19 protein-coding genes are annotated in these 22,398 nt (G+C 57.0%); all 19 read left to right on the forward strand.

Annotation, left to right across the window (positions count from 1 at the left end; genetic code table 11):
- The first annotated feature begins 102 nt into the window (after positions 1–102).
- The 19 genes from cbiD to MUB23_RS03285 all read left to right on the forward strand — a co-directional run bounded on the left by cbiD (position 103) and on the right by MUB23_RS03285 (position 22,291).
- Positions 103–1,275, forward strand: coding sequence for a cobalt-precorrin-5B (C(1))-methyltransferase CbiD (gene cbiD, locus MUB23_RS03190; protein ID WP_244798759.1), 1,173 nt, complete (start codon positions 103–105; stop codon positions 1,273–1,275).
- Entirely contained in the window at positions 1,272–1,970 is a 699-nt protein-coding gene (gene cobI / locus MUB23_RS03195) for a precorrin-2 C(20)-methyltransferase (protein ID WP_244798760.1), read from the forward strand. Before cbiD ends, cobI begins: the two co-directional genes overlap by 4 nt.
- Positions 1,967–2,728 (forward strand): precorrin-4 C(11)-methyltransferase, encoded by a 762-nt coding sequence (gene cobM / locus MUB23_RS03200; protein WP_244798762.1) that lies wholly within the window; start codon positions 1,967–1,969, stop codon positions 2,726–2,728. Before cobI ends, cobM begins: the two co-directional genes overlap by 4 nt.
- A gap of 14 nt (positions 2,729–2,742) precedes the next feature.
- Positions 2,743–3,768: a cobalt-precorrin 5A hydrolase gene (locus MUB23_RS03205; RefSeq protein ID WP_244798764.1), complete on the forward strand. Its 1,026-nt coding sequence runs from the start codon at positions 2,743–2,745 to the stop codon at positions 3,766–3,768.
- Positions 3,761–4,489 carry a precorrin-3B C(17)-methyltransferase gene (gene cobJ, locus MUB23_RS03210; RefSeq protein ID WP_244798765.1) on the forward strand — a complete coding sequence of 243 codons (729 nt, stop codon included), beginning with the start codon at positions 3,761–3,763 and terminating at the stop codon, positions 4,487–4,489. The genes MUB23_RS03205 and cobJ overlap by 8 nt, the downstream gene beginning before the upstream one ends.
- Positions 4,486–6,492 carry a precorrin-6A reductase gene (gene cobK / locus MUB23_RS03215; RefSeq protein WP_244798767.1) on the forward strand — a complete coding sequence of 669 codons (2,007 nt, stop codon included), beginning with the start codon at positions 4,486–4,488 and terminating at the stop codon, positions 6,490–6,492. Before cobJ ends, cobK begins: the two co-directional genes overlap by 4 nt.
- Positions 6,493–6,494: 2 nt before the next feature.
- Positions 6,495–7,868 carry a cobyrinate a,c-diamide synthase gene (locus MUB23_RS03220; RefSeq protein ID WP_244798769.1) on the forward strand — a complete coding sequence of 458 codons (1,374 nt, stop codon included), beginning with the start codon at positions 6,495–6,497 and terminating at the stop codon, positions 7,866–7,868.
- Positions 7,843–8,892, forward strand: a complete 1,050-nt coding sequence (cobT, locus tag MUB23_RS03225; RefSeq protein WP_244798771.1) for a nicotinate-nucleotide--dimethylbenzimidazole phosphoribosyltransferase — start codon at positions 7,843–7,845, stop codon at positions 8,890–8,892. The genes MUB23_RS03220 and cobT overlap by 26 nt, the downstream gene beginning before the upstream one ends.
- A gap of 34 nt (positions 8,893–8,926) precedes the next feature.
- Positions 8,927–9,865 (forward strand): bifunctional adenosylcobinamide kinase/adenosylcobinamide-phosphate guanylyltransferase, encoded by a 939-nt coding sequence (locus MUB23_RS03230; protein WP_244798772.1) that lies wholly within the window; start codon positions 8,927–8,929, stop codon positions 9,863–9,865.
- Between the two features lie 76 nt (positions 9,866–9,941).
- Complete coding sequence (cbiB, locus tag MUB23_RS03235; RefSeq protein WP_244799030.1) at positions 9,942–10,907, forward strand: adenosylcobinamide-phosphate synthase CbiB; 966 nt, start codon at positions 9,942–9,944, stop codon at positions 10,905–10,907.
- Positions 10,908–10,925: 18 nt separating this feature from the next.
- Entirely contained in the window at positions 10,926–11,963 is a 1,038-nt protein-coding gene (locus MUB23_RS03240; protein WP_244798773.1) for a pyridoxal phosphate-dependent aminotransferase, read from the forward strand.
- A gap of 27 nt (positions 11,964–11,990) precedes the next feature.
- A complete protein-coding gene (locus MUB23_RS03245) occupies positions 11,991–13,514 on the forward strand; it encodes a cobyric acid synthase (RefSeq protein ID WP_244798774.1) in 1,524 nt (507 codons plus the stop codon).
- Entirely contained in the window at positions 13,504–14,160 is a 657-nt protein-coding gene (locus MUB23_RS03250) for a precorrin-8X methylmutase (protein WP_244798775.1), read from the forward strand. Before MUB23_RS03245 ends, MUB23_RS03250 begins: the two co-directional genes overlap by 11 nt.
- Positions 14,157–15,386, forward strand: a complete 1,230-nt coding sequence (hemA, locus tag MUB23_RS03255; RefSeq protein ID WP_244798776.1) for a glutamyl-tRNA reductase — start codon at positions 14,157–14,159, stop codon at positions 15,384–15,386. The genes MUB23_RS03250 and hemA overlap by 4 nt, the downstream gene beginning before the upstream one ends.
- A complete protein-coding gene (gene hemC, locus MUB23_RS03265; protein ID WP_330641767.1) occupies positions 15,379–16,701 on the forward strand; it encodes a hydroxymethylbilane synthase in 1,323 nt (440 codons plus the stop codon). Before hemA ends, hemC begins: the two co-directional genes overlap by 8 nt.
- Positions 16,702–16,762: 61 nt before the next feature.
- A complete protein-coding gene (gene cobA, locus MUB23_RS03270) occupies positions 16,763–18,304 on the forward strand; it encodes a uroporphyrinogen-III C-methyltransferase (RefSeq protein WP_244798777.1) in 1,542 nt (513 codons plus the stop codon).
- A 108-nt stretch (positions 18,305–18,412) separates the two neighbouring features.
- On the forward strand, positions 18,413–19,396 hold the full coding sequence (gene hemB, locus MUB23_RS03275; RefSeq protein WP_244798778.1) for a porphobilinogen synthase: 984 nt from the start codon (positions 18,413–18,415) through the stop codon (positions 19,394–19,396).
- Positions 19,393–20,679: a glutamate-1-semialdehyde 2,1-aminomutase gene (gene hemL / locus MUB23_RS03280; protein WP_244798779.1), complete on the forward strand. Its 1,287-nt coding sequence runs from the start codon at positions 19,393–19,395 to the stop codon at positions 20,677–20,679. Before hemB ends, hemL begins: the two co-directional genes overlap by 4 nt.
- Before the next feature lie 286 nt (positions 20,680–20,965).
- Positions 20,966–22,291 (forward strand): MFS transporter, encoded by a 1,326-nt coding sequence (locus tag MUB23_RS03285; protein WP_244798780.1) that lies wholly within the window; start codon positions 20,966–20,968, stop codon positions 22,289–22,291.
- The last annotated feature ends 107 nt before the right edge of the window (positions 22,292–22,398 follow it).

Below are 22,398 nucleotides of genomic sequence, written 5' to 3' on the forward strand. Positions count from 1 at the left end.
AATCGGAAAAGGAAGTGTTGCCCCCTTTCTTCTGCGCGGAGAAAGAGGGCTTTTTCTGTCCGTTCCTACAACTCTATTCTTTCGGGACAGAAAGAGGATCAAATGAAAACAGGAATTGAAGAGTACGTCGCTATTAAAAACAACAAACGCATGGCTTTTGGCTACACCACCGGTACCTGCGCAGCCGCAGCCGCCTGCGCAGCCGCGCAGCTTTTGCTTACCGGACGGCCGGTGCCGTCGGTCTCAATTTTGACCCCAAAAGGAATCCGGCTGAATCTCCCGGTGGAGGAAAGCACCTGTGAGGATGGGCGGGCTATCTGTGCGGTGAAAAAATATGCCGGAGATGACCCGGACGTCACCGACGGAGTGTTGATATACGCATATGTGGAGAAAATTGGTGGGAATGAGATCGAAATCGATGGGGGAGTGGGGGTTGGACGCGTAACCAAACCGGGATTAGACCAGCCGGTGGGGAATGCAGCCATCAACCGGGTGCCGCGCCAGATGATTCGGGAGGCAGTGGAATCGGTTCGAGAGGACTTGGAATACGAAAACGGCCTTCGGGTGGTGATCGCCATCCCGGACGGGATGCGGCTGGCGGAGAAAACCTTTAATCCCCGTTTGGGCATTGAAGGAGGGATCTCGGTTCTCGGCACCAGCGGCATTGTGGAGCCGATGAGCGAGGAAGCTCTGGTTGCCACCATCGAGGCGGAGATGCGGATGAGAGCCGCGGAAGGACGGGAGTATCTCCTGATCGCGCCGGGCAATTACGGTATGGATTTTATCCGTGAGAGCGGCGAGCTGAACCTGGAAGAAGCGGTTAAGTGCAGCAATTATGTGGGACGGACCGTGGACATTGCGGTGGAGCTGGGCGTAAGGGGGATTTTATTCGTCGGCCATATTGGTAAGTTTATTAAAGTGGCCGGGGGGATCATGAACACCCATTCCCGCGAGGCGGACAGCCGGTTGGAGATTCTGGCGGCCCACGGAGCTTTGGCAGGGGCGGACACGTCCCTCCTAAAGCGAGTGATGGCAAGCGTCACCACCGAGGATGCGCTGGATATCCTGGCGGAGGCCGGAGTGTTGGACACAGTGATGGAGACTGTTGTGGAAAAAGTCGAATTTTACCTGAGGCACCGGGCGTACGACAGGCTGGAGATTGGAGCGATTTTATTTTCCAGCCGCCGCGGGGAGCTGGGTCGTTCGCCTTCCGCGGACCGGCTTTGGGACATACTGAAAAATCAGAAGAAAAGAAGCAAAGGAGGACAGGAATGAGAGGAACCTTGTACGGAATCGGCGTGGGGCCGGGGGATCCGGAACTGCTGACCATAAAGGCGCTGCGCTTGATCCGGGAGGCGGAGGTAATCGCTGTACCGGCCAGGCAGAAGGAAGAAAGCGTTGCTTATCAGATCGTAAAAAAGGCGTATCCGGAGCTGGAAAAAAAGGATGTGCTTGCCGTTGACATGCCGATGACGAAAGACAAAGAAAAACTTCAGGCAAGCCACCGCCTGGGCGCTCAGATGGTGGAGCAGGAGTTAAACCAGGGGAAGAACGTGGCATTTTTGACGCTGGGAGATCCGACGGTCTATTCTACCTATCTTTATATCCACCGTCTGGTCGGGGCGGACGGTTTCCCGACGGAGATTGTCAGCGGAATTCCTTCCTTTTGCGCGGTGGCGGCGCGGATGAACATGGGACTGGTGGAGAAGGCGGATCTGCTCCACGTGATCCCTTCCTCCTACCCGGTGGAAGAAGCGCTGAAATTGCCGGGGACAAGGGTCTTGATGAAGGCCGGGAAAAAGATGGGCCAGGTAAAGCAACAGTTACAACAGCTGCCGTCTTCCGTTTCTATGATTGAAAACTGCGGGATGGCTGAGGAGAGAATTTACCGCAGCGCGGATGAGATACCGGAAGACGCCGGGTATTACTCCCTGATTATTGTGAAGGAACCGGAAGGAGGACAATCATGATTTCATTTGTCGGAGCAGGTTCCGGCGCGCCGGACTTGATCACGGTGCGGGGCCAAAGACTGCTTTGGGAGGCCGATGTGGTGATTTACGCCGGTTCTCTGGTGAACCAGGAATTGCTGAAGGAAACGAAAGACGGATGCGAGATCTATAACAGCGCGAAGATGACTTTGGAAGAGGTGTTTTCCGTGATGGAGCAGGCGGAAGCCGAGGGTAAGAAGACGGTCCGCCTTCACACCGGCGATCCCTGCCTTTATGGAGCGATCCGGGAGCAGATGGATCTGCTGGATCAAAAAAAGATTGCCTATGAAGTCTGCCCTGGCGTCAGCTCCTTTTGCGGCGCCGCGGCGGCTTTAGAGATGGAGTACACGCTGCCTGGAATTTCCCAGAGCGTGATCATCACCAGGATGGCCGGAAGGACGCCGGTGCCGGAGCGGGAGAGCATTGCCTCTTTTGCCGCGCACCGGGCGACGATGGTGGTCTTTTTGAGCACCGGCCTTTTGGAGGAGCTGAGCCAGGAGCTGATTGCCGGTGGCTATGAGCCGGAGACGCCGGCTGCCATCGTCTACAAGGCGACCTGGGAGGATGAGAAGACCGTGCGCTGTACGGTGGCCACTTTGGCCGAGGCGGCCAAGGAAAACCAAATCACAAAGACGGCCCTGATGGTGATCGGCGACGTGGTGGCGCAGAGCGGCTACCAGAGGTCGGAGCTTTATAATCCTGCCTTCACCACGGAGTTCCGGAAGGCCAGCCAACCCTGATCGGAGGTGCAGCCATGAAATGCGCGGTCATCAGCTTTACGTGTTCCGGAGGGCGGCTGGCAGAACGGCTGGCCGGGGAACTGAATCAGCGGGGATATCAGGCGGAGAACTGGTGCCTGCCCAAGTGGGCTGGGGAATTTCCGGAGTGTTCGGTTTGGGACAAGGGGCTTTCCGAGTGGTGCGGCCTGCGGTTCCAGGACTGCTCCGGCCTGATTTTCATCGGGGCCTGCGGGATTGCCGTGCGCCTGATTGCGCCGTTTGTCCGGACAAAGACCAAGGACCCCGCCGTGGTGGTTGCCGATGAAAAGGGCGAGTTTGCGATATCCCTCCTATCGGGTCATCTAGGCGGCGGAAATGCGCTGGCCAGGGAAGTGGCGGAGATCTTGGGAGGCCAGGCGGTGATCACGACGGCCACCGATGTCCAGGGCAAATTCTCCGTGGATGTCTGGGCCAAGGCAAACGGTTTGCTTCTCCCTTCTCTGGTTTATGCGAAGGAAATCTCGGCTGCGGTTCTGGCTGGGGAGAAGATCGGTTTTTCCTGCCCCTATCCTGTGGACGGGACGGTGCCGGAGGAACTATCTGGAGGGGAAGCAGCAAGGCTTCAAATCGAGGTGGGCGTCCGGCGGTCAAAGAGGCCGGTCTTTTTATCCCGCTCCCTGGTGATCGGGATCGGCTGCCGGAGAGGAAAAAGCAAGGCGGCCATCGCTGCTTTTGCAGAGCAAGTCCTTCGGGAGCAGAATTTGGCCCCGGAAGCGGTTCGCTGCGCGGCGACGATTGATATCAAGAAAGAGGAGGAGGGCCTGGCCGCCTACTGCAAAGAGCAGGGCTGGCCGGTCCGCTATTTCACGGCGGAGGAACTGTTGGCGGTGGAAGGCGCCTTTACCGCTTCCCCGTTTGTCAAGCAGACCACCGGCGTAGACAACGTCTGTGAACGGGCGGCAGTAAAAGCATCGCATGGACGGCTTTTGGTGAGAAAGCAGGCGTCGGACGGCGTGACCGTCGCGGTGGCGGAAGAAAACAGGAGGATTTATTTTGGGTAAAGTGATCGTGGTCGGGATCGGGCCCGGCCGGTATGAAGAGATGACAATCCGCGCAGCGGAGGCGCTGAAAACCTGCGATACCATCGTGGGCTACACGGTCTATGTCGATTTGGTCCGGGAGCATTTTTCCGATAAGGAATTTCTGACAACCCCGATGACCAAGGAAGTGGACCGCTGCGAGCTGGCGTTTGCCGAGGCGGCGAAAGGAAAAACAGTAGCGATGATTTGCAGCGGGGACGCCGGGGTTTACGGGATGAGCGGCCTGATATTGGAGATCGGCGAGCAGTATCCGGAGATTCCGGTGGAGCTGATCTCCGGCGTGACCGCGGCCATCGGGGGCGCTTCGGTGCTCGGAGCGCCGCTGATCCATGATTTTGCCGTGATCAGCCTCAGCGATCTGCTGACGCCCTGGGAAAAGATTGAAAAACGTCTGTTGGCCGCGGCGGAGGCAGATTTTGTGATCTGTCTTTATAATCCGTCCAGCAAAAAAAGACACGACTACTTGGAGCGCGCCTGCAGCCTGATTCTGCGCAGCCGGCCGGGAAGTACGGTCTGCGGCATCGTAAAGAATATCGGCCGTGACGGGGAGGAACAGACGGTTCTTACCCTGGAACAGCTCAAAACCACCTCGGTGGATATGTTTACGACCGTGTTTATCGGAAATTCCCAGACCAAGGTGGTCGGCGGCCGGATGGTGACGCCGAGAGGATACCGCTTATGAAAAAAATACTGCTGTTCGCGGGAACCAGCGAGGGACGGCGGCTTTCGGAACGGATGGAACAGGAAAAAATTCCCGCCTGTGTCTGTGTGGCGACGGAATACGGGGAAACCCTTTTGCCGGAAGGAGAGTTTGTCCGGAAAATGGCGGGCCGTCTGACCGAAGCGGAGATGGAAGCTTTGATGCGCCAGGAGGAATTTTCTCAGGTGGTGGATGCCACCCACCCTTACGCGGCGGTGGTTTCGGAAAATATCCAGGCAGCCTGCGAGGCGTGCGGCCTGCCTTATCTGCGTCTGCTCCGGGCGGAGGAGGCCGCGGATCCGGACTGCATTCCGGTGGATTCTGTGGAGGAGGCGGTGCGGTTTCTGGAAGAAACCGAGGGAAATGTGCTCGTCACCACGGGAAGCAAAGAGCTTTCCAAATATACGGCGCTGACGGGTTACCGGGAACGGTTGTTTGCGCGGGTGCTCTCCACCGAGGAGGCCGTGGCAGAATGCCGGAGGCTGGGTTTTGAGGGGAGAAATTTGATTGCCATGCAGGGCCCCTTTAGCGAGGAGCTGAACATTGCCCTGCTGAAGCAGGTTCAGGCAACATACATGGTGACAAAAGAATCCGGGAAAGCCGGCGGTTTTCCGGAAAAGCTCCGGGCGGCCAAGGCGGCCGGGGCAAAGGTCATTTTGGTGCGGCGGCCGAAAAAGGAAAGCGGGTATTCCCTGGAAGAAGTAGAAAGGATGCTGGGGATTTCTGCGGACGCCTGCCGGGAAGAAAAAGAAACGGCTCCGGCGGAGGATCACCCTCCGGTTCTTACGATTGCCGGCACCGGCATGGGCGGTCCGGGTTCCCTGACCGGGGAGGCGGAATCGGCTTTCCGGGAAGCGGATGTGATTTTCGGAGCCGGACGGCTTTTGGAATCGCTTTCTTATTTTGGAAAACCCATGGAAAAGGCTTACCGGGCGGATGCCATTAAGGCCTGCGCCAAGGCTCACCCGGAGTGGAAACGGCTTGCGGTCGGCATGTCCGGCGACGTGGGCTTTTACAGCGGGGCGAAAAAACTGTTGGAACAGCTCCCTGACTGGAAGATCCGCCTGATTCCCGGCATCTCCTCGCCGGTTTCTTTCTGCGCGAAACTTGGAATTCCCTGGGAGGATGTGAAGCTTCTCAGCCTCCACGGACGGACGGCGAACCTGCCTGCGGCGGTGCGGGAACATTTCCGCGTGTTCACTTTGGCGGGCGGAACGGAGTGCAGCGCCGCGGACATCTGCCGGACATTGCTGGAGTTTGGCCTTTCCCACGTTCGGGTGACCGTGGGGCAGGAGCTTTCCTATCCCGAAGAGCGGATTGTCTCCGGAAGCCCGGCGGAGATCGCGGCGGGGGACTGGAAGGGGTTGCAGGTGATGCTGATCGAAAACCCGGAGGCGGAGGCCTTTGTGGTGACCCACGGCCTGCCGGATGAAGCATTCCTTCGGGGGAACGCGCCGATGACCAAGGAAGAAATCCGGGAGATCTCTCTATCCAAATTGCGCCTGACGAAGCGGGCGGTGGCCTATGATGTGGGCGCCGGCACCGGATCCGTGGCCGCAGAGATGGCCCGCCAGGCGGCGGAGGGCATGGTCTATGCGGTGGAGAAAAAGGAAGAGGCGCTGGCTTTGTTGGAAGAAAACAAAAGGCGGCTTGGCGTCTGGAATCTGGTTCCGGTGGCCGGAACCGCACCGGAAGCTCTGCGGGAATTGCCGTCCCCGACCCACGCATTTATCGGAGGAAGCTCCGGAAACCTGGCGGAGATCCTGGATCTTTTGTTGGAAAAGAACCCCGGCGTGCGGGTGGTTTTAAACGCCGTGACCTTGGAGACTGCGGCAGAGATGACGGCCTGGCTGAAAAATCATCCGGTGGACGATTTGGATGTGGCGCAGGTGGCTGTGGCTAAAGCCAGGTCACTTGGGGCTTATCATTTGATGACCGGGGCGAACCCGGTGACGATTTTTTCTTTTACCGGAAAGGGGGATTAAAATTGAAGCTTCCCAGAGTCCTTTTTGGAGCCGCTTCCAGCGGGAGCGGAAAGACGTTATTGACCTGTGGAATCCTGCGGGCCCTTATGGACCGGGGATATACGGTCTCTTCGTTTAAATGCGGACCGGATTACATTGACCCGATGTTTCATACGAGAGTGATCGGGGCACGTTCCCGGAATCTGGACACTTTTTTTACCGGGGAAAAGCTGACCCGGTATCTCCTGGCCGAGAACAGCCGGGACGCGGATATCGCCGTCTTGGAAGGGGTCATGGGCTATTACGACGGAGTCGGCGGGACAACGCCCGGCGCATCCTCCTATGAGCTGGCCCGTGTGACCGGCACGCCGGTGGTGCTGATTGTAAACGGAAAAGGGATGAGTTTGTCCCTGGCGGCCCTGGTGAAAGGCTTCACCTCCTTTCGGCCGGATTCCGGAATCCGGGGCGTGATTTTCAATCAGGTTTCCCCTAAAATTTATGAAGAATTAAAGGCGGTCGTGGAGGCAGAGTGCGGCGTTCCGGTTCTGGGATACGTGCCGAATCTGAAAGATTATGCCATTGAAAGCCGCCATCTGGGCCTGGTGACGCCGGATGAGGTGGAGGGGCTTCAGGAAAAGCTTTCGGGGCTGGCCAAGATTCTGGAAAAGAGTCTGGATTTTGAGGCCCTGATTTCCCTTGCGGAACAGGCACCGGAGCTTTCTGCCTCGGAGCCGGAGCTTCCGAGACTGGAGGAACCGGTTCGTATCGGCGTTGCCAGGGATGCGGCCTTTTGCTTTTATTATGAAGACAATTTAGAGCTTCTCCGGAAGATGGGAGCGGAGCTGGTGGAATTTTCGCCCCTGAAAGATGCGGCGCTCCCGGAAAAACTGGACGGCTTGATCCTCGGCGGTGGCTATCCGGAACTTTTTGCTACCCGGCTGGAGCAAAATACGGCTATGCGGGAGCAGATCGGAAGGGCATTGGAGGGCGGAATGCCATGCGCGGCGGAGTGCGGCGGTTTTTTATATCTCCAGAATGAGTTGGAGGATATGAGAAGGTTTCCCCATGAGATGGTAGGATTCCTTCCGGGAAAAGGCTACCACACCGGACATCTCAGCCGGTTCGGGTATGTGGAGCTGACTTCCCGGCGGGAGACCGTGTTCGGTCCGGCGGGGACCAAGCTGAAAGGCCATGAATTCCACTATTTCGACAGCACTGACTGCGGGGATGCGTTTACAGCGGAAAAGCCGGTGCGGCATGCTGTCTGGGAGTGCGTGCAGGGGGGAGAAAACTTGGCGGCCGGATTCCCTCATTTTTATTATTACTCCAACCCAGAGGCAGTCTATCACTTTTTGAAAAGAGGAAGCGAATATGCTTATCGAAGAGACCATCAGTAAAATCGGACCGAGAGACAAACGGTCCGAGGATCAGTGCCGGATGCGCTGGGACAGCATTGCAAAGCCCCTGCGGAGTTTGGGGAAGCTGGAAGACGGGATCGTGCAGATCGCTGGGATCTGCGGCACCCATCAGGTCAGCCTGGATAAAAAAGGCGTGGTGATCTGCTGCGCAGACAATGGCATCGTGGAAGAAGGCGTGACACAGACCGGCCAGGAGGTCACGGCCATTGTCGCAGAAAATTTCCTGGACGGCAAGACCAGCGTTGCCATCATGGCAAAATCGGCGGGGGCGGAGCTTTTTCCGATGGATACCGGGATGGTAAAGGATACGCGGGTGGAGCGCTGTAAGACAGCTTACGGCACGAAAAACTTTACCAAGGAACCGGCCATGACAAGAGAAGCCGCCGTGGCGGCCGTCGAGGCTGGTATTGGGAAGGTAAAAGAATTGAAGGCGCAGGGCTACCGGATTTTAGCCACCGGGGAGATGGGGATCGGGAATACGACCACCAGCAGCGCCATCGCATCGGTGTTTCTTGACGCAGCGCCGGAAACTGTGACAGGAAAGGGCGCAGGACTGACCAGCGCCGGCCTGGAGAAGAAGATTCAAGTGATTAAGGATGGGATCGCCCTTCACCGGCCGGACCCGTCGGATCCCATCGATGTCTTGGCCAAGGTGGGCGGTTTCGATATTGCAGGGCTGACCGGGGTCTTCCTCGGCTGTGCGGCGGAGAGGATCCCGGTGGTGATCGATGGATTCATCTCCGGTGTGGCGGCCCTGACGGCGGTCCGGCTCTGTCCCGGCGTACAGGAATATTTGATTGCCTCCCATGTGTCCAATGAACCGGCGGGCCAGATGATTTTGGACGCCCTGGGGGTCAGCGCTTTCCTGACCTGCAATATGTGTCTCGGCGAGGGGACCGGGGCGGTGGCCCTGTTCCCGATTCTGGATATGGCCCTTGCTGTCTATGACGAGATGAGCACCTTTGATCAGATTGAGATCGAAGCTTATCAGCCTCTTTCTTGATGAGAGGTTCCAGTTCGCCGGAGGGAACGAGGAAATGATTGGAATCATTTACGGGGGAAGCGGCAGCGGAAAGTCGGCGTTTGCGGAAAACCTGGCGGTCCGGCTCTGCCGCGGCCCCCTGATTTACCTGGCCACCATGGCGGCAGGGGATGCGGAAAGTAAAAATAGAATTTTACGCCACCGGAGGCTTCGGAGCGGAAAAGGATTTCAGACCGAGGAACGGTATGTCCGCCTCGAAGACTGGAAGCTGCCAGACCGCGCCACCGTCCTGCTGGAATGCCTCTCCAACCTGACGGCCAACGAGATGTTTTTGCCGGAGGGACGCCGGAAGGAGCCGCTTGCGGCGGTCCTTGCCGGACTGTCCCATTTGGCGGAGCAGGCGGATTCCCTGATCGTGGTCTCCAACGACGTGTTCGGGGACGGCCTTCGCTACGAGGGAGAGACGGAGACTTATTTAAAGGTGATGGCAGGAGCTGGCGCCTGGCTGGCTGAGAAGGCGGACCTGGTGGTGGAGTCCGTCCATGGCGTCCCGGTTTGGTGGAAAGGAAGCGAAAAGCAAATCGCGGATGAGAGGCGGGAAGGAGGCGGTTTGATGCAGTTGGTGACCGGCGGCGCTTATCAGGGCAAACTGGATTTTGCCCGGACTCTGGCGGGAAAATCTTCCCCGGTGATCTGGAAAGGGGAAAACGGAGCGGCCGAGGATTGGCGGCAGGTGGATATTCTTTCCCATTTTCCTGCCATGATCCGGCGTCTGCTCGTCGAAGGAGCGGATGCGGAAGCAGCGGTGGAGCGGATGATCAAAGAGAATCAGGAGCTGGTCGTGGTGACCGAGGAGATCGGCTGCGGCCTGGTTCCGATGGACGCTTTCGACCGGAAATTCCGGGAAACGGCAGGCCGGCTGTCCTGCCGGCTGGCCGGACAGGCGAAGGACGTTTACCGGGTGGCCTGCGGTCTGGCACAAAAGATCAAATGATGCCGGGGCACAAGGTGCAAAGAATCCGCGGCATCATAAAAATAGGATGAAATGACGGGAGTTTGGAATGACGAGAATGGAAACGGCAGGCATCGCCCTGCTTTTGGGCTTTTTCCTGGACCTGCTTTTCGGGGATCCCCATTTTTTGTGGCATCCGGTGCGGGGGATCGGGTGGCTGATTACCAGGTGGGAACGGATTTTGCGGAGAGCGTTTCCGAAGACCCAGCAAGGGGAGATGGCCGGGGGGATTTTTTTGGTTTTGGGTGTGATTGTCTACACGCTGATCCCGCCTGCTTTTCTGCTTTGGATCGCCTACCGGGTTCACACGGTCCTCGGTATCGCGGTGGAAGCCCTGTTTTGTTATCAGCTTTTGGCGGCCCGTTCGCTGAGGGATGAGAGCATGAAGGTCTACGAAGCCCTGAAACGAAAGGGGCTGCCGGCGGGCCGGAAGGCGGTTTCCATGATTGTGGGGAGGGATACGGAAAACTTGTCTGAGGAAGGCGTGGTAAAAGCCACGGTGGAGACGGTGGCGGAGAATACCTCCGACGGGGTGATCGCGCCGCTTTTGTTCATGGCCTGCGGCGGCGCACTGGCCGGATTTTTTTACAAAGCAGTCAATACGATGGATTCCATGGTGGGTTATCAGAATGAAAAATATCTGTTTTTCGGCCGGGCGGCGGCGCGGCTGGACGACGTGTTGAATTATATTCCGGCAAGGCTTGCCGCGTTCTTGATGACGGCCGCCTGCTATTTGACCGGTCTTGACGGTTCAAACGCATGGCGCATCTACAAGCGGGACCGTTTGAACCACGCAAGCCCGAATTCAGCCCAGACCGAAGCGGTGATGGCCGGGGCCCTGGGGGTGGAACTGGCCGGGGACGCCTACTATTTTGGCGTCCTGCACAAGAAAAAGACCATTGGGGATCCGGACCGGACGATCTTGACCGCGGATATCCCCAGGGCGAACCGGCTGATGATCGCTACGTCCTGTCTGGCGATGGCAGCGGTGGCAGCGGTCAGAGGATTGTTATATTTATTTTAGAACTTTAGGAGGAACGCCATGCACGTCCATGGAGGCGATATTTACGGCAATGAGGTGGAACTGGACTTTTCCGCCAACCTAAATTTTCTTGGGATGCCGGAGGCGGTGCGGCAGGCGGCAAAGGCCGGCGTGGACGCCTCGGAGCATTATCCGGATCCTTTCTGCCGAAAGCTTCGGGAGGCGATCAGCCTTTCCGAAGGGGTCCCGGCGGAATCCGTCCTCTGCGGCAATGGAGCGGCGGATTTGATTTTCGGCCTGGCGCTGGCAAAAAAGCCGAAGAAAGCCCTGCTTTGGTCGCCGGGGTTTTATGAGTATGAGCAGGCGTTGCGGACTGTGGGCTGTGAGATCACCTTCCTGCCTTTGCGCAGGGAGGAGGACTTTCGCCCCCAGGAGGAGACACTCTCGCAAATCGAGCCGGGGATCGACCTGGTCTTTTTCTGTAATCCCCACAATCCCACGGGACAGACGGCATCCGGTTCCTTTTTGCGAAAGCTTCTGGCGCAGTGTGAGGCGGCCGGTGCGTTCTGCGTTGTGGACGAGTGTTTTCTGGACTTCGTCGACGAGGAAGAACGTGCTTCGGCCAAGGCGATGCTGGGGGATCATCCCGGACTTTTTATCCTGAAAGCGTTCACTAAACTTTATGCCATGGCAGGGCTTCGGCTCGGTTACGGCCTGTGCAGCGATGCGGATTTTCTGGCGCAGATGAAGCAGGTGATGCAGCCCTGGAATGTGTCGGTTCCGGCTCAGATGGCAGGGATTGCAGCGTTAAAGGAAACCGGGTATGTGCGCCGGTTTCAGGCTTTGCTCCGGGAGGAACGGCGGTTTTTAAAGCAGGGGCTTTCGGCTCTAGGCTTTCGGATCTATGGTTCCAAAGCGAATTTTATCTTCTTTGAGGGACCGGAGGATCTGGTGGAGTTTAGTAAAAGGAAAGGCATTTTGATCCGGGATTGCAGCAATTACCGGGGACTGCGTCCAGGCTATTACCGCATTGCGGTGCGTTCCCGGGAGGAGAACCTGCGTCTGCTGCAGGTGTTCCGGGAGAGGATGGAGCCGTGAGGCGGCAAAAGAAAGGAGCGAGCGCACATGTCTAAGTCGATTATGATTCAGGGGACCATGTCCAATGCAGGAAAAAGTTTGCTGGCAGCCGGGCTTTGCCGGATTTTCCATCAGGACGGGTACAAGGTGGCCCCTTTTAAATCCCAGAATATGGCTTTGAATTCTTTTATCACCGAGGAGGGTTTAGAGATGGGGCGGGCTCAGGTGATGCAGGCGGAGGCGGCCGGAATCCGCCCCCATGTGTACATGAACCCGATTCTGTTAAAACCCACCAACGATATGGGGTCCCAGGTGATCGTAAACGGGGAGGTCCTGGGCAACATGAGCGCCCGCGACTATTTTACCTATAAGAAAAAGCTGATCCCGGATATTAAAAAAGCGTATGAGACATTGGCGTCGGAATATGATATTATAGTGTTGGAAGGGGCCGGGAGCCCGGCGGAGATCAACCTGAAGGCGGACGACCTGGTCAATATGGGCATGGCGAAGCTGGCGAAAGCCCCGGTGCTTTTGGCAGGGGATATCGATCGCGGCGGCGTGTTCGCCCAGTTGGTAGGAACCGTATCGCTTTTGGAGCCCGACGAGCAGGCCAGGATCAAAGGACTGATCATCAATAAATTCCGCGGAGACAAGACGATCCTGGATCCGGGCATCCGGATGCTGGAAGAGCGGACGGGAATCCCGGTGGTCGGCGTCATCCCTTATATGCAGATCGATGTGGAAGACGAGGACAGTTTGTCGGAGCGCCTGGTTGGAAACGGGGCGGTGGAGGCCGTGGATATTGCGGTGATCCGGCTTCCGAGAATTGCAAACTTTACGGATTTTAATATTTTGGAGAGCCTGTCCGGCGTCTCGGTCCGCTATGTAAAGAGTGTGGATGAACTAAAAAACCCGGATATGATTTTGCTGCCCGGCACAAAGAACACCATGAGAGATCTGCTCTGGCTTCGCCAAAACGGGCTGGAAGCAGCCATTTTGAAAGCGCATCAGGCAGGAACGGTGATATTTGGTATCTGCGGAGGATTCCAGATGCTGGGCCGGTCGCTGTCCGACCCGCTGGGGGTTGAGGAAGGCGGCGAGCTCCGCGGCATCGGCCTCTTGCCGATGGATACCGTATTTGCCGGGGAGAAAACCAGAACGCGGGTCAGCGGAAGGACCGGCGAGATGCCGGGACCTTTGTCCGGCTTGTCCGGCCTTTCGGTGGAAGGCTATGAGATACACATGGGGGTCAGCACCTTTTCAGAAGAACGGCATCCGATGACCGAGCTGATTGACGCGGTGACCGGGGAGCGCAAGACGGACGGCGGCGCCCAGGAAGAAGGCGTCTACGGCACTTATGTCCATGGCTTTTTTGACCGGCAGGAGATTGCACACGCCGTAGTCCGGGGACTGGCGGCGAAAAAGGGATTGGATTTTGATGCGGCGCCGCAGATGGATTATCAGGAGTACAAGGAAACCCAGTACGATATCCTGGCGGATACCCTGCGCCGCCATCTGGATATGGACGTGGTTTATCGGATTTTGGAGGAAGGAACGGACGATGAAGATTGAGCTGGAACAGGTGCTTCCGATGGAGATCGAGCGCCGGAGCTTTGAAATCATAACGAGTGAATTGAACGGGAGGACGTTTCCTCCCCTGGAAGAGCCGGTGGTGAAACGGGTGATTCACACGACGGCGGATTTTGATTACGCAGATACGCTGACCTTTTCGAATCATCCGGTGGAGCGTGCGATGGAAGCGATCCGGAAAGGTGCGGATATTGTAAGCGATACCCAGATGGCAAAATCCGGGATCAACAAAAAGGTGCTGGCCTCTTTTGGCGGGGAAGTCCACTGTTTTATGTCCGATGAGGATGTGGCGAAGGCGGCAAAGGAGAACCATACCACGAGAGCCGTGGCCAGCATGGAGAAGGCGGCTGCTTTGGGGAAGCCCTTGATTTTTGCCATCGGCAATGCGCCGACGGCCCTGATCCGGCTCTATGAGCTGATAAAGGAAAAGAACCTGCGGCCGGAGCTGATTATCGGCGTGCCGGTGGGCTTTGTCAATGTGGTGGCCTCCAAAGAACTGATTCTGGAAACCGGGGTGCCGGCCATCGTGGCCCGCGGCCGGAAGGGCGGCAGCAATGTGGCGGCCGCCATCTGCAACGCGATTCTCTATCAGATGGATCAAAGCCGGGCGGGAGTGAACCAGAGATGAGTATACAAATGGCGGGAATCGACCATGGGCTGGCTCCGATTCCAATACGGGAGAAATTTTCATTTACCAAGAAAGCACAGGCCGAGGCTTTAAGGGAGCTGTTGGGCCGGGAGGGCGTGAACGGCTGCGTCGTTCTCTCCACCTGCAACCGGACAGAGCTTTGGATCGACGGGCCGGAGGATTGGGGAGCTCCCCTGGAACAATGGCTCTGCGAGCTCAAAGGACTGGACTGGGAAAGTTACCGCAGATATCTGGTCAGCCGTTCGGGGGTGGAGGCGGTTTCCCATCTGTTTCGTCTGACCAGCGGACTGAAATCCATGATCCTAGGGGAGGATCAGATTTTGACCCAGGTCCGGGAAGCCTGGAATCAGGCCAGGGAGGCGGAGAGCACAGATCAAGTTCTGGAAGTGCTGTTCCGGATGGCCTTGACCGTCGGAAAAAAAGTAAAGTCCAATTTGCAGATGTCCACGGCCAACACGTCGGCCATCGAACACGCCATTGGATTTTTAAAGCAAAAAGGCTATGATTTTTCCGGGAAGACCTGCATGGTCATCGGAAACGGCGAGATGGGAAAGCGCTCCGCCTTGGCTCTGGTGGAAGAGGGCGCGGATGTGACCGTGACGGTCCGCCAGTACCGCAGCGGAATCGTGGAGATTCCACAGGGCTGCAAGCGGATCAATTACGGAGAGCGAATGGCGCTCCTTCCCGCCTGCGATCTGGTGGTCAGTGCCACCAGCAGCCCGAACACCACAATCAAATATGAGGATATGGCGGCGCTTGCCCTGGAAGGCGATATGATCTTGATTGATCTGGCGGTCCCGCGGGATGTGGAACCGGAGGTTCAAGATCTGCCCCATGTGACCTTATATGACATTGATCATTTCCCGGTCTGTCCCCAGTCGAAAAAATTGCAGGACCAGCTGGCGATGGCTGAGGGTCTGCTGAAAGAGCAGCAGGAAGAGTTTGTCAACTGGTATGAATGCCGGGATGTGATCCCAAAGGTGCAGAAGGTCGGTCAGGCCTCGGCGGAGGATTTGGTCTGGCGGATGGGAAAAACCGTGAAAAAATTGGCGCTTTCCACCGAGGAGCGCTCGGTGTTGGAGGCGGGAACCGAGGAGGCGGCCGCCAAAGTGATCCGGAGGCTTTTATTTGCGCTGCGGGATGAGGGCGGCGGAGATCTGCTGCGCCAATGTCTCTCGGTGTGGGAGAAGGTTTATCATGAATAAAAAACGGTTTCCGATTTTTATTTCTCTGGAAGGAAAACACATTCTGGTGGTCGGGGGCGGAAACGTGGCGGCCCGCCGGGTGAAAAGCCTCCTTGGATTTGGTCCGGTGGTGACGGTCTGGTCCCCGGAGCTTTCCCCGGAACTGATGGACCTGGCTGTTTCCGGCCGGATCACTTGGAAGAAGGGGCTCTATCAGCCCGGCGGCCTGGCCGGTTTTTTTCTGGTTTTGGCCGCGGTCCGGGATGCTGAGGTGAACGAAGCGGTTTGCCGGGAAGCAAAGTCCTTATCGATCCCCGTGAATGTGGCTTCAAACCAGGAGCTTTGTGACTTTTTTTTCCCTGCCCTTGTGGAGACGGAGGATCTGGTGCTCGGTCTGGCCGGGGATGGGAGCGATCATAGACTAGTAAAGGAGACAGCGGCGGCGCTGAGAAAGCAGATGAAACCAATACGGGTGGGAAGCAGGGAGAGCCGTCTGGCGGTGATCCAATCGGAGCTGGTGGTGGAATATCTAAGAAAAGAGCTGCCGGAGCGCCCGGTGAAGCTCATGACCATGAAGACAACCGGCGATAAGATTCTAGACCGAAGGCTGGATCAGATCGGAGGAAAGGGACTTTTCGTCAAGGAATTGGACCGGGCGCTCATGGATGGCCGCAGCGACTTGTCGGTACATAGTTTAAAAGATATGCCCATGGAGGTGCCGGAAAATCTGCCTCTTCTCGGCTTTTCCCGGAGGGAGGATCCGAGGGATGTGCTGGTTTTGCCGGAGGGCTGCACGGAGTGGGACTGCACTCTGCCCGTGGGCTGCTCCAGCAGGCGGCGGATGGTGCAGTTAAAGAAGCTGTATCCGGAAGTGACATTTCGCACGGTGAGAGGAAATGTGATTACCCGCCTTGGCAAGCTGGATGCGGGGGAATACGGGGCTTTGATTCTGGCGGCTGCCGGGCTAAAGCGCCTGGGGCTTTCCGAGCGGATTTCCCGTTATTTTTCCGTGGAGGAAATGATTCCGGCTGCCGGGCAGGGGATTTTAGCGGTTCAGGGAAGAGCCGGGGAAGACTATTCCTATCTGGACGGATTTTTTGATCCGGAAGCGGCCTGGGCGGCCCAGGCGGAGCGGAGTTTCGTGAGGACGCTTGACGGAGGGTGCAGCTCTCCGATTGCGGCCCACGCCAGGATCGAGGACGGTGCGCTGCGGCTAAAGGGCCTCTATTACAGCGAGGAAAAGGCAGATTTTGTGACCGGAGAAATCACCGGAGCGCCGGAGGAGTGCGAGAAGCTGGGAGAGACGCTGGCAATTCAGTTAAAAGGGAAGATATAAAAACCTATTTCTGCAGCATCATCATCGGTCAGAAAAAGGTATGGTACAGGAGGAGAAACGGATGGGAAAAGAAGGAAAAGTCTGGCTGGTCGGCGCCGGACCGTCGGATTTGGGACTGCTTACCCTAAAGGGAAAGGCGGTTTTAGAAAGCGCTGAGGTTCTGGTCTACGACGCGCTGGTGGGGGCGGAGATTCTTGCCCTGGCGCCGCTGTCTGCCGAACGGATCAATGTGGGAAAGCGCGCCAGCCATCACATCCGCTCCCAGGAGGAGATCAATCAGATATTGCTGAAAAAGGCGAAAGAAGGGAAACGGGTGGTCCGCCTGAAAGGGGGGGATCCGTTCCTGTTCGGCCGGGGCGGCGAGGAGTTGGAGCTGCTTGCCGCAAATCAGATCCCTTTTGAGGTGGTGCCAGGTGTCACCTCGGCGATTTCCGTGCCGGCTTACAATGGAATTCCAGTGACCCACCGGAATGAGTGTTCATCGGTGCATATCATCACGGGACATAAGAAAAAAGGCGAGCCGCTTTCCCTGGATTTTGAAGCGCTGGTTCGTCTGAAAGGAACGCTGGTATTCCTGATGGGAGTGTCTGCCCTTCGTGAGATCTGCGAGGGGCTGCTTGCCGCGGGCATGCCGGGGGATACTCCGGCTGCGATCCTGGAAAAGGGAACCACCTCCGGACAGCGGCGGGTGGTGGCGGACTTAAATTCCCTGCCGGAGGAAGCGGGACGCGCATCCATCGGCACTCCGGCGATCATCGTGGTCGGCGGAGTCTGCCGCTACAGCGAATCCTTTGCCTGGGCGGAGAAGCGGCCGCTGTTCGGCTGCCGTGTGATTGTCACGCGGCCCAGGGAGAGTGCTTCAGAGCTTTCCAGAAGGCTGAGAGACGAGGGCGCAGAGGTTTTGGAAATCCCGGCCATTTCGACTAGCCCGATTGCAGAAAATCCGGCTTTGGACGAGGTCATGGAACATCTTGACGAGTATACCTGGCTGGCCTTTACCAGCCCCGCGGGGGTTCGGATTTTCTTTGATCGGATGAGGGATAAGGGGCAGGATATCCGGATATTAGCAGGGAAAAAGCTGGCTGCCATCGGCAGCGGCACGGCCAGGGAATGTAAGGCGCGCGGCCTGTTTCCGGATCTGGTGCCGAAGGTATATGACGGGGCAATGCTGGGCCGTCTCCTGGCGGAAACCTGCGAGGAACATGCGGCGATTCTGCTTCCCCGTGCGGCGAAGGGAAGTCCGGAAATTTTAGAAGAATTGTCAAAGAGGTCGGATTTGACCGTGAAGGATCTGCCGGTCTATGAGACACATTACGAAAAACCCGTGATTCTCGATATCAAGGAAGAACTGGAAAAGGATCCGGATACGCTGGTGATCTTTACCAGCGCGTCCACGGTGCGCGGCTTTGCCGCCGTGGCTTCCGGCGTGGACTTTTCCGGGGTGCAGGCGCTTTGTATCGGAGAAAAAACCAGAGCCCAGGCCGAGGCGCTGGGGATGAAGACTGTGACCTCCGAGGAGGCTTCCATCGAGAGCCTTGTGGAATTGACCAGACGGGTACACCGAAGCCGGAGCACAGAAATGAGTGAAGAAAACGAAGAGTAGGTCTCTGGCAGGGAAGGGATAGCAGGATAACGATTCGAAAATGATTGAAATATGATCCACAAACGATTGGCAGGCAATCAGGAATCAAATAGAAAGAAGGATACAAAGATGGAAATGATAAAAAGACCCAGAAGGCTGCGCTACGGCGAGAGCCTGCGGAAGATGGTGAGAGAGACGCGCATGGATCCGTCGTCTCTGATTTATCCGGTCTTCGTGATGGAGGGAGAGGGGAAAGAAGAAGAGATATCCTCCATGGCCGGCCAGTACCGCTATACGGTGGACCGTCTGCTATATAAGATGGAGGACATGCTGAACGCCGGTGTGGATAAGGTGATGCTGTTCGGGATCCCCGATCACAAGGATGAGGTGGGCAGCGGCGCTTACGCCGAGGACGGCATTGTCCAGAAAGGCTTCCGGGCCATCAAGGAGCGTTTCCCGGAAATGTACCTGATCGGCGACGTGTGTATGTGTGAATATACTTCCCACGGCCACTGCGGAATTCTGCACGGCCAGGACGTGGACAATGACACGACTCTCGGCTATCTGGCGAAGATCGCCCTGTCTCAGGTGCAGGCCGGAGCAGATATGGTGGCCCCGTCCGATATGATGGACGGCCGCGTCGCGGCGATCCGGGCCCTTTTGGATCAGAACGGTTATCAGAACGTACCGATCATGTCCTATGCCGTGAAATATGCGTCCGCCTTCTACGGTCCGTTCCGGGAGGCGGCGGATTCGGCCCCTGCCTTCGGCGACCGGAAATCTTATCAGATGGATTTCCACAACCGCCGCGAGGGCGTCAAGGAAGCGCTCACGGACATCGAAGAGGGAGCGGACATCATCATGGTAAAGCCTGCCATGGCCTTCGGCGATGTGATCCACGATTTAAAAGATAAGGTCCATGTTCCGATTGCGGCCTACAATGTCAGCGGCGAGTACAGCATGGTGAAGGCGGCGGCCCAGATGGGCTTTATTGATGAGACCGCCATGATGTGCGAGATTGCGGTCAGCACTTATCGGGCCGGGGCGGATATCTATCTGACCTATTTTGCCAAAGAGCTGGCCCAGTGCATGAAGGAAGGGAGAATCGGATGAGTACGAAGCGTTCGGAGAGCCTGTTTCAGGAGGCTCAAAAATACATACCCGGCGGCGTGAACAGCCCGGTCCGCGCGTTCCAGTCCATCGGGAGCGTTCCGCGGTTCATCCGTTCGGCGGACGGCGCCAGGATGACGGATGAGGACGGGCAGGAATACATTGATTACGTCTGTTCCTGGGGCCCGATGATCCTGGGGCACAATCACCCGGCGATCCGGGAGAGCGTAGTGGAAGCGGCTTCCCGCGGCTTAAGCTATGGGGCCGCCACGGAGATGGAAGTGCGGATGGCAAAACTGATCTGTGAGATGGTGCCTTCCATCGAGATGGTGCGGATGGTAAATTCCGGCACTGAGGCCGTGATGAGCGCGATTCGGGCCGCCAGAGGCTTTACGGGCCGAGACAAAATTGTGAAATTCAACGGCTGTTACCACGGCCACAGCGACGGCCTCTTGGTGAAGGCCGGCTCCGGCGTCATGACGGCGGGGGTTCCCGACAGCAGCGGAGTTCCGGACGGGTGCACCAGGGACACGCTGACCGCAGATTACAATAACCTGGAAAGCGTGAAAGAACTGTTCGAGCGCTGGGACGGCCAGATCGCGGCTGTGATCGTGGAGCCGGTCGGCGCTAATATGGGCGTTGTTCTGCCGGAGGAGGGCTTCCTTTCCGGGCTCAGAGCGCTCTGCGATGAAAACGGAAGTCTCTTGATCTTTGACGAGGTGATCACCGGGTTCCGTCTAAAGGCGGATGGAGCCCAGGGATATTTCGGTGTCCGCCCGGATCTGACCACCTTTGGAAAGATCATCGGAGCCGGAATGCCGGTGGGTGCTTACGGCGGACGGCGGGATGTTATGAGCGTGGTTTCACCGGTAGGAGCGGTTTATCAGGCAGGGACCCTGTCCGGAAACCCGGTGGCCATGGCGGCAGGGTTTACCCAGCTGACTTTGCTGAAGGACCATCCGGAATGGTACCAGGAATTGAATGCGAGGGCGGCCCGTCTGTTTGGCGGAATCGGACGTCTTTTGAAAGAGTATGAGATCCCGGCTGTTCTCAATACGGTGGGGTCCCTTGGCTGCGTGTTCTTCACCCCGGATGCCGTCATCGACTACGCTTCCGCGAAGCGTTCCGACACCAAGGCTTTTTCGGACTACGCCAATCACATGTACGACCATGGTATCTACGTAGCGCCCTCCCAGTTTGAGGCCATGTTTGTCTCCATGGCCCACGGAGACGCGGAGATCCAGGAAACGTTGGATGTGGTGGAAGAATATCTGAAAGAGAAATGATAGAAGGGTTTCCAGAAGTTGAAGAGTTAGAATTCATGGAAGGGTTTCCAGAGGTCGAAGAGTAAGGAACGAAGGAAGTTTTTTCAGAGGTCGCAGCGTAAGAACCGATGGAAAAGTTAGATTTGATAGAAGGGATATTGAGATGAAGCTCTGCATTGTTTCTGCTCCATGCAAGGTCTGATTCGGGCGAATCTGCATGGAGTGAGAAAACGGGATAAGAATTCGCCCGGCGGACTTTGCTTTTTTTGCTTGAGTCGATCAAACATAGAAAAGGAGCAAAGTCTCAATGAACCATTTTTACAAAACCATTCAAGAACTGAAAAACTTTTTGATCCTGTGGGCGACCCAGGCATTTTCTTCCCTGGGCAGTTCCATGACGAATTTTGCGCTGGTGATCTGGTCTTACCAGGAGAAAGGATCGGCGCTGACCACCGCGCTTTTATCGGTCTGCTCCTATGCGCCTTATGTGGTGATGAGCATTTTCGCCGGTGCGTTTACCGACCGGTGGAACAAAAAATGGATGATGCTAATCAGCGACAGCGTGGCGGCGCTCTGCACCGTGGCCATCTTGATTCTGCTTTCGGCCGGGAGGCTGGAAATCTGGCATTTGTACTGCCTGAATGCTTTGAACGGGCTGATGAATACCATTCAGCAGCCGGCTGCCGATGTGACCATCAGCTTGCTGACGCCGAAGAAGCATTATCAGAAAGTCAGCGGACTCCGGTCCTTCTCCAACTCGTTGGTCAGCATCCTGACGCCGGTTTTAGCTACGGCGCTGCTGTCCTTTACGAGCATCCAGGCAGTAATTTATTTTGACCTGTTCACCTTTGCCGCCGCCTTTTTATCCCTGTTGTTTTTGGTGAAAATACCGGAAGCTCCCAAAGGGGGTGCGCCGGAGGAGAGTATCTGGACATCCGCCAAGGGCGGCCTGCGCTACCTGCGGGAGCACCGCGGTGTTCTGGATCTGATCTTGTTTCTGGCGGCCATCAACCTGACTGCCTCGATTTACAATGCGGCTTTCCCCGCCATGCTGCTCTCACGGGACGGAGGAGGGGAGACGGCGCTGGGTATCGTCAACACGGTGACTGGCCTTGCCATGCTGACCGGAAGCCTGATCGCTTCGGCCCTTCCGGCGCCCAAAAGCCGGGTGCGGGTGATCTGCAATACGCTGCTGATTTCCATGAGCACGGAGAATTTTATCCTGGCCTTTGGAAGGAGCGTCCCGGTCTGGTGCCTGGGCGCGATCCTCGGATGGATCAATATCCCGGTTATGAACGCCAACATGGACGTATTGTTCCGCAGTTACATTCCGGTATCCATGCAGGGGAGAGTGTACGCGGCCCGGAACACGCTGCAATTTTTCACGATCCCGGTGGGTTACTTTCTCGGCGGGATTCTGGTGGACCAAGTGTTCGAACCATTTATGGCAAATCAGCGTCCCGGCAGGATTCTGACGGCGCTGTTCGGAACGGGAAAAGGCTCCGGGGCGGCCTTGCTGTTCTTGCTTCTCGGATTCCTCGGCATGTTTACTTGCCTGATTTTCCGCAAAGACCGCCGGATCTGGGGGCTGGAAGAAAAACGAGGGGGAGAAGGAGGAGTATCTAAAATATAGTAAAAAGCATAAGAGGCTGTCGCAAAATAGAAATTTTCTACCAGATATACCGCTTGGGATACAAAAGCCGATATCTGGTATGAAAAAACTATTTTTGCGGCAGCCTC

Origin of the sequence: Cuneatibacter sp. NSJ-177 (assembly GCF_022867805.1) — a bacterium.
Taxonomy (GTDB): Bacteria; Bacillota; Clostridia; order Lachnospirales; family Lachnospiraceae; genus Pseudolachnospira.

What these genes read in the sequence shown, in the direction of transcription:
- cobA (WP_244798777.1), top strand. Translation starts at nt 16,763, where the DNA reads ATGGGAAAAGAAGGAAAAGTCTGGCTGGTCGGCGCCGGACCGTCGGAT.
- cbiB (WP_244799030.1), top strand. Translation starts at nt 9,942, where the DNA reads ATGGAAACGGCAGGCATCGCCCTGCTTTTGGGCTTTTTCCTGGACCTG.
- hemC (WP_330641767.1), top strand. Translation starts at nt 15,379, where the DNA reads ATGAATAAAAAACGGTTTCCGATTTTTATTTCTCTGGAAGGAAAACAC.
- MUB23_RS03285 (WP_244798780.1), top strand. Translation starts at nt 20,966, where the DNA reads ATGAACCATTTTTACAAAACCATTCAAGAACTGAAAAACTTTTTGATC.
- cobK (WP_244798767.1), top strand. Translation starts at nt 4,486, where the DNA reads ATGAAAAAAATACTGCTGTTCGCGGGAACCAGCGAGGGACGGCGGCTT.
- hemL (WP_244798779.1), top strand. Translation starts at nt 19,393, where the DNA reads ATGAGTACGAAGCGTTCGGAGAGCCTGTTTCAGGAGGCTCAAAAATAC.
- MUB23_RS03230 (WP_244798772.1), top strand. Translation starts at nt 8,927, where the DNA reads ATGATTGGAATCATTTACGGGGGAAGCGGCAGCGGAAAGTCGGCGTTT.
- cbiD (WP_244798759.1), top strand. Translation starts at nt 103, where the DNA reads ATGAAAACAGGAATTGAAGAGTACGTCGCTATTAAAAACAACAAACGC.
- MUB23_RS03245 (WP_244798774.1), top strand. Translation starts at nt 11,991, where the DNA reads ATGTCTAAGTCGATTATGATTCAGGGGACCATGTCCAATGCAGGAAAA.
- hemB (WP_244798778.1), top strand. Translation starts at nt 18,413, where the DNA reads ATGGAAATGATAAAAAGACCCAGAAGGCTGCGCTACGGCGAGAGCCTG.
- MUB23_RS03240 (WP_244798773.1), top strand. Translation starts at nt 10,926, where the DNA reads ATGCACGTCCATGGAGGCGATATTTACGGCAATGAGGTGGAACTGGAC.
- MUB23_RS03205 (WP_244798764.1), top strand. Translation starts at nt 2,743, where the DNA reads ATGAAATGCGCGGTCATCAGCTTTACGTGTTCCGGAGGGCGGCTGGCA.
- cobM (WP_244798762.1), top strand. Translation starts at nt 1,967, where the DNA reads ATGATTTCATTTGTCGGAGCAGGTTCCGGCGCGCCGGACTTGATCACG.
- hemA (WP_244798776.1), top strand. Translation starts at nt 14,157, where the DNA reads ATGAGTATACAAATGGCGGGAATCGACCATGGGCTGGCTCCGATTCCA.
- cobI (WP_244798760.1), top strand. Translation starts at nt 1,272, where the DNA reads ATGAGAGGAACCTTGTACGGAATCGGCGTGGGGCCGGGGGATCCGGAA.
- cobT (WP_244798771.1), top strand. Translation starts at nt 7,843, where the DNA reads ATGCTTATCGAAGAGACCATCAGTAAAATCGGACCGAGAGACAAACGG.
- MUB23_RS03250 (WP_244798775.1), top strand. Translation starts at nt 13,504, where the DNA reads ATGAAGATTGAGCTGGAACAGGTGCTTCCGATGGAGATCGAGCGCCGG.